7 protein-coding genes and 1 pseudogene are annotated in these 11709 nt (G+C 69.7%); 3 read left to right on the top strand and 5 right to left on the bottom strand.

Features of this window, described 5'->3' with window-relative positions:
- Nucleotides 1–6: 6 nt before the first annotated feature.
- Nucleotides 7–618, bottom strand: coding sequence for a nucleotide exchange factor GrpE (locus ACWD68_RS34325; RefSeq protein WP_451810366.1), 612 nt, complete (start codon nucleotides 616–618; stop codon nucleotides 7–9).
- Between the two features lie 8 nt (nucleotides 619–626).
- Complete coding sequence (gene dnaK, locus ACWD68_RS34320) at nucleotides 627–2528, bottom strand: molecular chaperone DnaK (RefSeq protein ID WP_451810365.1); 1902 nt, start codon at nucleotides 2526–2528, stop codon at nucleotides 627–629.
- 283 nt (nucleotides 2529–2811) lie between these two features.
- Here dnaK and ACWD68_RS34315 point away from each other — a divergent pair, with 283 nt between their 5' ends.
- The gene (locus tag ACWD68_RS34315) at nucleotides 2812–4578 is read left to right on the top strand and encodes a PucR family transcriptional regulator (RefSeq protein ID WP_451810364.1); all 1767 of its coding nucleotides are present in this window, start codon (nucleotides 2812–2814) and stop codon (nucleotides 4576–4578) included.
- On the opposite strand, the gene ACWD68_RS34310 is transcribed toward ACWD68_RS34315, so the two are convergent.
- The 3 genes from ACWD68_RS34310 to ACWD68_RS34300 form a co-directional block, all read right to left on the bottom strand.
- Nucleotides 4461–5159 carry a LysR substrate-binding domain-containing protein gene (locus ACWD68_RS34310; RefSeq protein WP_451810363.1) on the bottom strand — a complete coding sequence of 233 codons (699 nt, stop codon included), beginning with the start codon at nucleotides 5157–5159 and terminating at the stop codon, nucleotides 4461–4463. The genes ACWD68_RS34315 and ACWD68_RS34310 overlap by 118 nt on opposite strands.
- A 111-nt stretch (nucleotides 5160–5270) precedes the next feature.
- Nucleotides 5271–7739, bottom strand: coding sequence for an excinuclease ABC subunit UvrA (gene uvrA / locus ACWD68_RS34305; RefSeq protein ID WP_451810362.1), 2469 nt, complete (start codon nucleotides 7737–7739; stop codon nucleotides 5271–5273).
- 511 nt (nucleotides 7740–8250) lie between these two features.
- Nucleotides 8251–9366: a hypothetical protein gene (locus ACWD68_RS34300; protein WP_451810361.1), complete on the bottom strand. Its 1116-nt coding sequence runs from the start codon at nucleotides 9364–9366 to the stop codon at nucleotides 8251–8253.
- A 513-nt stretch (nucleotides 9367–9879) separates the two neighbouring features.
- Here ACWD68_RS34300 and ACWD68_RS34295 point away from each other — a divergent pair.
- Both ACWD68_RS34295 and ACWD68_RS34290 read left to right on the top strand, forming a co-directional pair.
- Nucleotides 9880–10068: pseudogene (locus tag ACWD68_RS34295) on the top strand (hypothetical protein); the annotation flags it as partial.
- Between the two features lie 392 nt (nucleotides 10069–10460).
- Nucleotides 10461–11582 (top strand): hypothetical protein, encoded by a 1122-nt coding sequence (locus tag ACWD68_RS34290; RefSeq protein ID WP_451810360.1) that lies wholly within the window; start codon nucleotides 10461–10463, stop codon nucleotides 11580–11582.
- The last annotated feature ends 127 nt before the right edge of the window (nucleotides 11583–11709 follow it).

Below are 11709 nucleotides of genomic sequence, written 5' to 3'. Positions count from 1 at the left end.
CGCCGGTCACTCCCGCTTCGCGACGGTCACCGCGGCCGGCCTGAGCTGCCTCTCGCCGTCCCCGTAGCCGGGGCGCAGCACCTCGACGACCGTGCCCGGTGGGGCGTCTGGGTCCTGGACGACGCCGACCACCTCGTGCCGGGCCGGGTCGAAGGCGACGCCGGTCTCCGCGTGCCGCGGGTAGCCGAGCAGTTCCAGGACGTTCACTGCCTGGTCGCGTACGGCCCGAATGCCCTCCACGATCGCGCCCGGATCGGCGCCGGCGTGGGTCAGGGCGAGTTCGAGGTTGTCGAGGACGGGCAGGAAGGCGGCCGCCGTGCGGGACCGCTCGACGGCCCGTTCGCGCTCCAGTTCCCTGGCGTGACGCTTGCGAAGGTTGTCGAGGTCGGCGAGTGCGCGCCGCCAGCGATCCTCCAGTTCCCGGATCGCGGTCGTGTACTCGTCCTCGGCAGGCGCGGGGCCGGCGGCGTCGGGCCCCGGTTCGCCGTTCGCCGCTTCGGGCCGGGTCGGCGGGCCCGGTTGCGGCAAATCCCCGTGAGGAGGGCGTACGGCGCCGTCTGGGACCGGTCCGACCGGATCCGAACCGGCCCGGTCGGGTTCCTGGGGGTGGGTGGGCATGGCGCGCCTCAGCCCTTGTCGAATTCGGCGTCGATGACATCGTCGCCACCGGGGCCGCCGCTCGTGGGACCACCGGTGGCGGCATCCTGGCCGGGACCGCCATCCGCGGTGGCGGCGCCCTGATGGGCCGCCAGCCCGGCGAGCATCTGCTGGAGTTCGGAGGTCAGGGGCCGCACGCGCTCCACGCCCGCCTCTTCCTTGACCGCCGCCCGGGCGTCGGACACGAGCATCTCGGCGCGTGCCTTCTCGTGCGCCGGCGCTGCGTCGCCCAGTTCGGTGAGACGCTTCTCGACCTGGTACGCGATGGCGTCGAGTTCGTTGCGGGCGTCGACGGCCTCGCGGAGTGCATGGTCCTTGCCCTGGTTGCGCTCGGCCTCCTGGACCATGCGTTCGACCTCACTGCGGTCCAGGTTGGAGCTCTCGCTGATGGTGATGCCCTGTTCCTTGCCGGTGTCCCGGTCGCGGGCCTTGACGTTGAGGATGCCGTTGGCGTCGATGTCGAAGGTGACCTCGATCTGTGGTTCGCCCCGCGGCGCCGGCCGGATGTCGGAGAGCTGGAACCGGCCGAGCACCCGGTTGTCGGCGGCCCGCTCGCGCTCGCCCTGGAGGACCACCACATCGACGGCGGGCTGGTTGTCCTCGGCGGTGGAGAAGGTCTCGCTGCGGCGCACCGGGATGGTGGTGTTCCGCTCGATGATCTTCGTCATCACTCCGCCGCGTGTCTCCAGGCCCAGCGACAAGGGTGTGACGTCGAGCAGCAGGACGTCCTTGACCTCGCCCTTGAGCACCCCGGCCTGGATCGCGGCACCCAGGGCCACGACCTCGTCGGGGTTGACGCTCATGTTGGGTGCCTTGCCGCCGGTCAGCCGGCGGACCAGAGCCTGGACCGCCGGGATACGGGTGGAGCCGCCTACGAGGATGACCTCGTCGATGTCGCTCTCGCCGACCTTGGCGTCGGCCATGGCCTGCTGGACCGGTCCCAGGCAGCGCTCCACCAGGTCGCCGGTGATCTGCTCGAACGTGGACCGCATGATCGAGTCGGTGAGGTGCTTGGGCCCGGAGGCGTCGGCGGTGATGAACGGCAGGCTGACCTGCGTCTGCGTCACCGAACTGAGCTCGGTCTTGGCCTTCTCCGCCGCCTCGAACAGTCGTTGCAGCGCCTGCGGGTCCTTCCGCAGGTCGATGCCGTTCTCCTTCTGGAAGTCGTCCGCGAGGTAATCCACCAGACGCCGGTCGAAGTCGTCGCCGCCCAGGTGGCTGTCGCCGGCGGTGGAGCGCACCTCCACCACACCGTCGCCGACGTCGAGGATGCTCACGTCGAAGGTGCCGCCGCCCAGGTCGAAGACAAGGACGGTCTCGTGCTCCTTCTTGTCCATGCCGTACGCGAGGGCCGCCGCGGTCGGCTCGTTGATGATCCGCAGCACCTCCAGTCCCGCGATCCGTCCGGCGTCCTTGGTGGCGGTGCGCTGAGCATCGTTGAAGTAGGCGGGCACCGTGATGACCGCCTCCGTGACCCGCTCTCCGAGCTGCTTGGAGGCGTCGTCCGCGAGTTTGCGCAGCACCTGCGCGCTGATCTCCTCAGGCGCATAGAGCTTGTCGCGCACCTTGAAGCGAGCCGCCCCGCCGTCGCCTTCGACGACGTCGTACGCCACCGCCCTGGCCTCGTCGGAGATCTCGTCGAAGTGCCGGCCGATGAACCGCTTGGCCGAGTAGATGGTGCCCTTCGGGTTGAGGATCGCCTGGCGCCGGGCCAGCTGGCCCACCAGACGTTCCCCGGTGTCGGTGAAGGCCACCACGGACGGTGTCGTGCGGTTGCCCTCACTGTTGGGCACGACGGACGGCTCGCCGCCCTCCCACACGGCGATCACCGAGTTGGTGGTGCCCAGGTCGATGCCCACTGCCTTGGCCATGAGGAACTCCTCCCGGTACGGCGCCTGCGTCGACTCTCCGGATCACGTTCGTTCAGGTAGGGGGTGGGACCTCCGCCGGTTTCCCACCTGTGCGCACGGAGGGTCTCGAGCACTCCCCAGGGTGACGAACCGGGTGGCTCCACGCCTGCGCCTGGCGAGTCAGGAATGCACGGGTCCGGTCGCCCCACGAGTACGAGAGGAAGAATCCGAACTTCTCGGATGAGCCGGCCTGGCAGCTGGTACCACCGCTCGCCTGTAGGCTTGGGGAGAACGGAGTGATCCGATGGCCAGCAGCCGGGCGCACCACCTGTACCGGGAGGACTGCCTTCCGCGGGGCAGCGGCCGGTGGCACCCCGCGGCCGCGCGGAGAGTGCCTCGCCCACCCGCTCCAACCCCGGCCGATCATGCCCTCCGCGAACTGATGGTGCTCTCCCGCGCTCTGTTCGACACCCCGGACGAAGGCGAGATCCTGCGCCTGGCCATGGACCACATAGCCGCCGCAGGGCCATACAGCGCCGAGGCCGGATACCTCAAGGTGGACGGCGACCTGGTCCCCAGCCCGAGGAACGGGCAGACGCATGCCTCGGCCGTGGGCCGGAGGGTGCGGGAGCTGGCCGGGCAGGACGGCCCTGTGACCGTACCCGGCAGGCCCTGGGGCCGGGCCCTGGGGCTACGCGGACTTGAGAGACTCCACGGCTACCTCGTGGTGACGTCCCGCTCCCGGCCCACCGAGGCCGAGCGATCCCTGCTCGCCACGCTCGTCCGGCACACCGCTGCTGCACTGTCAGTCGCCTTCGCATACCGACGCCTACGCGAGGACACGCTGGAACTGCACCGGCTGAGGGACGAACGCACAACCCTCCAGCGGCAGCTGATCTCCGTCGTGGCTGAGCTGAGGTACCAGCGGGCCGCTCACGCGCTCATGGCCGACGTCGCTGCCTCGAGCGGCGGCGAGGAAGCCATCACCCGCGCACTGCACAGGCTCACTGGACTTCCCGCGCTGGTCGAGGACCGCTTCGGTCGGCTGAGGTCGTGGACCGGCCCCGGCCGCCCCGACCCCTATCCCGAGCCGGACCCCGTGCGCCAGGACGAAACGCTGCACGCCGTCGCCCGTCAGGCCGGGCCGGTGCGGATAAAGGACCGGCTGATCACCCTGGTCCGCCCGCACGGCGAGATCCTGGGCGTGCTCGCCCTGGTCGATGCCCGGGACGAGGCCGACGAGCATACCGTACTCGCGCTGGAACACGCCGCCGCGTCGCTCGCCCCGGAGCTGGCGCACCTGCGCAATCTGGCCGAAGTGGAGCTGAGGCTGCACCGCGAGCTGGTCGACGACCTCCTGGCAGGGACGGACGAGGCGAGCGCCTACGCCCGGTCCGAGGCAGTCGGACACGACCTGCACCGCAGCCACTACATCGTCGTGGTGCAGTGGCCGAACCGGACTGCGGACGATTCCTTCGCGCAGACCGTGGGACGGGCGGCCTCTGGCGTGGGCATGCGTTCGCTGCTGACCCGACGTTCCGACCACGTGGTCCTGGTCGCGGACGACAGGCCGCCCGCCCGCGCGTTGTACGAGGCGCTCGCCCGGGAGACCGGGACACCGTCCGGGACGATCGGGGTGAGCGCCCCTTGCGACTCCCTGGACGACATCCCCCACCACTACGAGGAGGCGCGGCGCGCCCTGGACGTGCGCCGCCACTCCCGCGAGCGCTACGGCACGACGTTCTTCGACGAGCTTGGCCTCTACCGCATCCTGGGACCTGGCAACGATTACCGGGAATTGGAGACATTCGTCCAGGAGTGGCTCGGGCAGCTCATCGACTACGACTCCCGGCACCACACGGCCATGGTGGAGACCCTGTCCCGGTACTTCGACTGCGGCGGCAACTACGACGAGACCGCGGAATCCCTCGCGATCCACCGCAGCACGCTGCGCTATCGGCTCCAGCGGATCCGCGACATCAGCGGCAACGACCTCGCGAACGTGGAGGACCGGCTGAACCTCCAGGTGGCGACCCGAGTGTGGAAGATCGTGCTGGGCGGCCCCGGCTGATGCCTCGCTAGACATTTCGTGCGATCGGTGTCGGCAGCAGTTGGGCGGGCTGCCCTGTTACAGAGCTGCGGTGGGTGGGTGGCCCTTCCTCGCTTTGATCCAGGGAGGTCGCGTCGCGCCACCAGTGCCGCCCCCATGTCGATGTCGGGCACTTCCAGTGCAACCCGGCGTACGACGCCAGCCACCGCGAACGCCCGGTCGACCACCTCGCGGTTGCCGTAGCCCGGCGGGAAGTCCACGAAGGGCTCCCCCGCGAGGTCGGCAAGTGCCACCTCTCCCCGCTGCGCGAGCGGATGGGCGGCGCTCACCACCAGGACGAGCGGAACGGTGGCCAGCTCCCGTGCGTCGATCCCGGCGGGTTTGTCCTCGGGCAACGACAGGAAGGCCACGCCCAGGTCCCCGCTGAGCAGTGCGTGCGCCAGTCCCGCCGGTCCGGTCGTCGCCCGCCGCAGCCGGACGTCAATCGCCGGATGCCGCGCGGGCAGATGCCCGAGGAGCGCAGGCAGGTCCACCACCCCCTCGACCGAGGCCATGGCACCCACATCCACCGTGCCGCGCAGCGTGTCCTGCGCGGCGCGCATGGCATCCTGGGCCGCCTGGGCGGCGTGGAGGGTGGCCCGAGCCTCCGCAGCGCACCGCGCCCGCTCCAGTGATCCGGACCTGCTGCGACGTGCGCGCCCCTCGCGCCGTCGTCATGAGCGCGCGAGCCGGGCCGCGAGATAGGGCGCGGTGGCGCTGCGGCGGGCCCTCGCCACCTTGGCCGGCAGGCCCGCCGCGACCACCCGCCCGCCCGCGTCGCCGCCGCCCGGCCCGAGGTCGATGACCCAGTCGGCGGTGGCGATCGTGTCCAGGTCGTGCTCGACGAGGACGACCGTGTTGCCGGCGTCGACGAGCCGGTGCAGCTGTCGCAGCAGCAGCGCGATGTCCGAGGGGTGCAGCCCCGCCGTCGGCTCGTCGAGCAGGTAGAGCGCGTGACCGCGGCGGGCTCGCTGGAGTTCGGTGGCCAGTTTGATGCGTTGCGCCTCACCACCGCTGAGTTCCGTCGCGGGCTGCCCCAGTCGCAGGTACCCCAGTCCCACCTCGCGCAACGTCTCCAGACTGCGGGAGGCGGCCGGGACGGCGGACAGGAACTCGGCGGCGGCGTCGACGGACAGCTCCAGCACTTCCGCGATGTTCTTTCCGCGGTAGGTGACTTCCAGCGTTTCGGCGTTGTACCGGGCGCCCTGGCAGGTCGGGCACGGCGCGTAGGTGCCGGGCAGGAACAGCAGTTCGACCGCGACGAATCCTTCGCCCTGGCAGGTCTCACACCGCCCTTCGGGCACGTTGAAGGAGAACCGTCCGGCCGAGTAGCCGCGCGCCCTGGCCTCGTCCGTCGCCGCGTACAGCTTGCGCACCGCGTCGAACATCCCCGTGTACGTGGCAAGGTTGGACCGGGGAGTTCGGCCGATGGGCCGTTGGTCGACCCGGACCAGCCGGTCGAACGACTCGACCCCCGACGCGTCCTGGACGTCGACCTCCAGCTGCGCCTCGTCGGGCTCCTCGGCTGCGAGTCCGAGGTGGCCGCGGACGACCTCGGCGAGCACCTGCGTCACCAGCGTCGACTTTCCGGAACCGGACACGCCCGTCACCGCCGTCAGTACGCAGAGCGGTACGTCGACGGACACGTCGTGCAGATTGTGGCGGGAGACGCCGCTCAGGTGCAGCCAGCCGTGCGGTGTGCGCGGGCGGTGATCGAGCGGCTGGGCGCGCCCGAACAGGTACTGGCTCGTGGCCGACTCCCCGACCCGCTCAAGACCGGCGACCGGGCCGCTGTACAGCACGCGTCCGCCGCCCTCACCCGCGCCGGGGCCGATGTCGACCACCCAGTCCGCCCGCCGTACGACGTCCATGTCGTGCTCCACGACGAACAGCGAGTTGCCCTCCGCCTTGAGGCGGTCCAGCACGTCCAGCAGCGGTTCCGCGTCAGCCGGGTGCAGGCCCGCGGAGGGTTCGTCGAGGACGTAGACGACGCCGAACAGCCCCGAGCGCAGCTGGGTGGCGATCCGCAGGCGCTGCGCCTCGCCGGGCGACAGGGTCGTCGAGCGGCGCCCGAGGCTGAGATATCCGAGGCCCAGGTCGAGCAGTACGTCGACCCGCGCGACCAGATCGCCGCAGATCCGGACCGCGACCTCGGTCGTCTCCCCGGATCGGGCGGTCGACGTGGTGGCGTCGGCCTCGGACCGCCCCGCGACGGGCCGCAGCAGCGCCACGACCTCGGTGAGCGGCATCCCGTTGATCTCGGCGATGGAGCGTCCGGCGAAGGTCACGGCGAGCGCCTCGGGCCGCAGTCCGCTGCCGTGACACTCGGGGCAGGGCACACTCCTGACGAACCGGAGCGCCCGTTCGCGCATCTTCTCGCTCTTGGAGTCGGCGAGGACGTGCATGACGTGCTTGCGGGCGCTCCAGAACTTGCCCTGGTAGCCGTAGTCGACGCGGTCCTCCTCCGGCTCGATGTACACGGAGGGCTGCTCGTCCGTGTACAGCAGCCAGTCCCGGTCCTTCTTCCTGAGCCTGCGCCACGGTCGGTCGATGTCGATCCCCAGACCGCTCACGACACTGCGCAGGTTGGCGCCCTGCCAGGCGCCCGGCCAGGCGGCGATCGCCCCCTCGCGGATGCTCAGCGAGGGGTCCGGAACGAGCAGATCCTCGGCGACGTCGTGCACGACGCCCAGTCCGTGGCACTCCGGGCAGGCGCCGGCCGCGGTGTTGGGTGAGAACGACTCGGCCTCCAGCCGTGCGGCCCGGGGCGGATAGGTGCCGGCGCGGGAGTACAGCATGCGCAGCAGATTGGACAGGGTGGTGATGGTGCCGACCGTCGAGCGCGAGCTGGGTGACCCGCGTCGCTGCTGCAGGGCCACGGCGGGTGGCAGTCCGGTGATTTCCTGCACGTGCGGTGCGCCGACCTGTTGCAACAGCCTTCGGGCGTACGGTGCTACGGACTCGAAGTAGCGCCGCTGGGCCTCCGCGTAGAGCGTGCCGAACGCGAGCGAGGACTTGCCCGAACCGGAGACGCCGGTGAAGGCGACCATCGCGTCCCGCGGAACGTCGACATCGATGTTCCGCAGGTTGTTCTCACTGGCGCCCCGGACATGCACGAAGGGGTGGGTCGCGTCCTTGTTCACCGTTCCTGATTACCTGATCGCACCGGGAACCGCGCGGCAGGCGCCGCCACCGGGCCTCGCTCACATGAGCATCCGGAGAGTCCCGGTATGAGCCTCTCCCAGGGAACATTCGAGGGTGTTTCACCGTTCGTCCGTAATGTTGGCGTGAAGGGAACTGTGTCCCCGGGCCTCACACTTTGCCCATGAGGACGATCGTTCGGCTGAAGCCTTATGGAGCCCCCGCCGCGAGGCGACCGCCCTTGGCGCCCACTGTCGATGGGCCCTGGCTGGGGATCCCCCGAACCAGTCGGGGCCTTCGCCTGCCCCCTGCGGGCGCCCTTCGGCGAACGCGGTGGTTCGCCTCCCGGTGGCGCACTCGCCACGGCGGCTCAGCCCCAGGTAGCGAGCATGCGCCCCATGGCGGCCATGACCGAGGGCTCGACCCGCGCCCGCAGAGACTTTGACTGCCATTACAGACGTTGTTGTGCGGGGACATTGTGCCAGTCCGTTCTCATGGACAGAGCCAAGCGCTCTACGTCTCCCCCGACTGCTCTTCCCGCACCTTCTTCTCCTCTCGCAGCCTCTGCCACCGCTGGCGCTGACGCTCGCCGTACGCCGCGTTGCGGACAGTGCCGTCGTCTTCGAGTCCGGATCCGAACGCACCTCCGACCATGCCCATGGAGCTGACGAACCAGGCGAGCACGGCGTAGTCGTGGATCGTTGCGTCTTGCCCGACGACCCTGCCCAAGACCGACGAGTTCAGGATGAGCAGGGTCACGCCGAAGAGGACGAGGAACAGGACCAGATAGAGGGAGAGCACACCGAGGGTGATCGTCACGCAGGTGACTGTGTTGTAGAGGCGGGAGAAGGGGCGGGAGAGTGAATCGTGAGGGCGTTCCCAGAGCTCGTGATCGATGATGATCCATGCCGTGAGGGCGAGGAAGGACGCAACACAGGCCCCGAGCAGTCGGCCCACGTCTATGCCCGAGGAGATGGTCCAGGCCGAGGTGTTGACCAGGCCGAAGGCGGCGGTGGCGAAGACACCGGCCAGTGCCCGGGAGAGGGTTGCGAAGAGCCGCCAGGGGCGGTTGGCCCGCACCATGCCGGTGACGAGACTCAGATGGCCGCGCAGGCCGGGCACGATGAAGCGTTGCAGGCCATCATCGCTGGTCTCTGAGGTCTCGAGCCGGCCGGCTTCCTCCGGCGCCGGAGCGAGATCGGCCCGCTCGCGGGTGAGTCTGCCGATGACATCCGCGACGACATGCCGGGCGCGCCGTCGCATCCGCCAGGAGCCGAGCGCCGGCAGGGACACCAGCGCGATGCGGTCCTCCGGGCTCACCTCGACGCTGACCGGGCGCAGGCCGGCTCGTCGAGGCAGATCGGTGAGGAAGACTACGGCCTCCCAGTCTCCCTCGGGGAGGAAGGGACGTACGACTTCGACCGCGGAGGAGACGTCCAGTTGCTCGTCCGCGACCAGGGGTGCCGTGCGCGCCGTAACCCGCCAGTCGACGTCCGCGCGGACCCGCTGCCTCAGCAGCTGCGGCAGCTTGTCGGCCAGATCCTGGACAATCTCCGCCGCCACTCCGGGGTCGGCGACCATCACGATCCGCACCGCGTGCGCCGCAGTGGCAGGCAGGGAATCTGTCACGGCCTCAATCCGGTCGGGGTAGGCGCGACGGCCTTTCGGCCCGAGGTTCCGTTGTAACGCCCCTCCCATGTGGCGATCGAGCGCGACAGGCGCCTCGGCGCCAGGCGTCCCCCGTTCAGCCCGGCACCGGGTAGGCAGGTCGGCGGAGAAAAGAAGGCGGCGAGGGTCCGGAGGCTGACCCGCTCAACAACCTGCGACGAACGGATGCTGACGGATGTTAGGGGCGGAGCGGAGGGCCGGCGTCGCCGACCGATAATGCAAAACGCGGCCTGATTCAGTGGGCGCGGGCTGATCCGAAGGACCGCCGCGTGTTGCCCGGACCTCGGCACTGCGGCCAGCAGTGATGCCGCCGCACCGCGCGTCAACCGCAGTCCTGTGAACGTCTCCGCCCACACCTGTTCAGCACTCAACACCCCGGCCATACAAGGGAGATGCCCAGCTCAGAGGGTTGTGCAGCACCCTTTAACCTAGGCGGTGCACACTCCGCTGTCGGCGGATGCCGACAAGGTGGCGTTGCTGCTGGAGACCAGCCTTCCCGGGGTCTTCGCCGCCGGCGGCGTCAGGAGCGGCCCGGTCAAACGGGTGGCGTCGGCGGCCGGTGAGGGGGCCGTGGCTATCCGCCTCGTGCACGAGCACCGGGAAAAGACGGGCAACCTGGTCCGCACCGCGGGCCCCGAGGGCCCCGGCCGGTGGCAGGCCTAGAGAGGCACTCGGCATCGCGCTGGTGTCGGACGAGGGGACGCAACGACTGCGGTGTGAGCAGGAACGCCGCAGTGACATGGACGAGCAGGAACAGTGCGGCGTAGAGGCAGTAATGCTCATGAAGGTGATCACGGTGACGAGGTTGAACAGGAGGCGGGCCTGCTGCCGATCGATCTCGTCGCGGTGCCCGGGGTGGCGCGGAGCTGGTGTTCGCGGTGGCGCACGCAACCGTGGCCCGGTGGTGGAGCAGGCCCTGTGCAGGGAGGACGAGGAGACCTGACCGTACCGCCTGCACCTGCTGGCAGGGGCCAGCGTGTCACGCGGCGTCGGCGATACCTCGGGGGCATCCTGTGGGCACGGGCGATCGCGGGTGCAGCCGACGAGAAGGAGTCATGCGGGTGCCGTCTCAGGGCGTTACGGTCGTGGCTCTCCTGGCGGATCCCGACGCGCCCACGGAGATCGCGCAGCGCATGGCCCGGACACTTCCTGCTCGGCTCGCCGACAAGTCAGGCCAGGGACGACGGTTCGACGTCGAAGTGGTCAGTGAGCCCTTCACCGCAGGGACCGAGGACCCGCCCACCTTGATGCGCCGGATCATGGACCGCGGAAGAGCGGAGAGTTGGGACATCGTCGTGGCCCTCACCGACCTTCCGCTGCTCTCACACGGGCGTAAGATCGTCGTGGATCTGAGTCACGAACACGGCTTGGCCCTGCTGTCTCTTCCTCCGCTGGGGGGCTTGCGTCTGCAGACGAGAGCCCGGCGGGCCGTGGAAGAAGCCGTGCTCAGATTGGCGGGCCCGCGGGCCACCGGGGCTGAGGGACCTCCGCGGAGTCAGCCGCTTCTGGGGCCCTTCGTCAGTCGCCTCGCGCCTATTCACCCGGGCCAGGTCGGTGAGGAGGAGACCGCTGATCTTCGGTACGTCGTCAGCGGACCGCGCGGTTACCTGAGGGTGCTCGTCGGTATGGTCCGCGCCAACCGGCCGTGGCGCTTGGTGCCGGGCTTGTCGAAAGCCCTGGCGGCCGCACTCGCCACGGGAGCAGCCGCCACTGTGAACTCCACCATCTGGAACCTGGCCGAGTCCCTGAGCGCGCCACGCCTCGTGATCGCCACGGTCGGGTCCGTCGCGCTCATGATCGGCTGGCTGATCGTGGACGCGCAGCTGTGGCATCGATCAGCAGAGGTCTCGCGGGAAGCGAGGCAGAGGGCGAGGCTCTACAACGCCTCGACGGTCATGACCGTGGGTATCGGGGTGCTCGTCTGTTACGTGGGTTTGATCGTCATCAACTTGGTGTGGGCCCTGTTCATCCTCAACGACCAAGTGTTCGCCTCCACGACACGAACCCCGCTTCACGCCGCGGAATACTGGACGTTGTCCTGGTTCGTCGCTTCGGTCGCCACGGTGGGCGGGGCGCTGGGATCAGGCTTGGAGAGCGACGAGGCGATCCGGGCAGCCGCCTACTCCAAGCGCGAACAGGAGCGCCGCCGAATACTCCAAGACGACGACGGCGACTAGAGCCAATGCCGTTGCTTTACGGGTCTGGGGCAGGTGGTTGGGGTCGTTTGATGTGGATGGCTTGGGTGCCGGCGTGGGTGGGTTGGGGCCAGGTGTGATGCTCGGCCCGTTTGAGCCAGTAGTTGGA

It is taken from the genome of Streptomyces sp. NPDC005141 (assembly GCF_053599975.1).
This window is presented reverse-complemented; position numbering and strand designations above follow the sequence as displayed.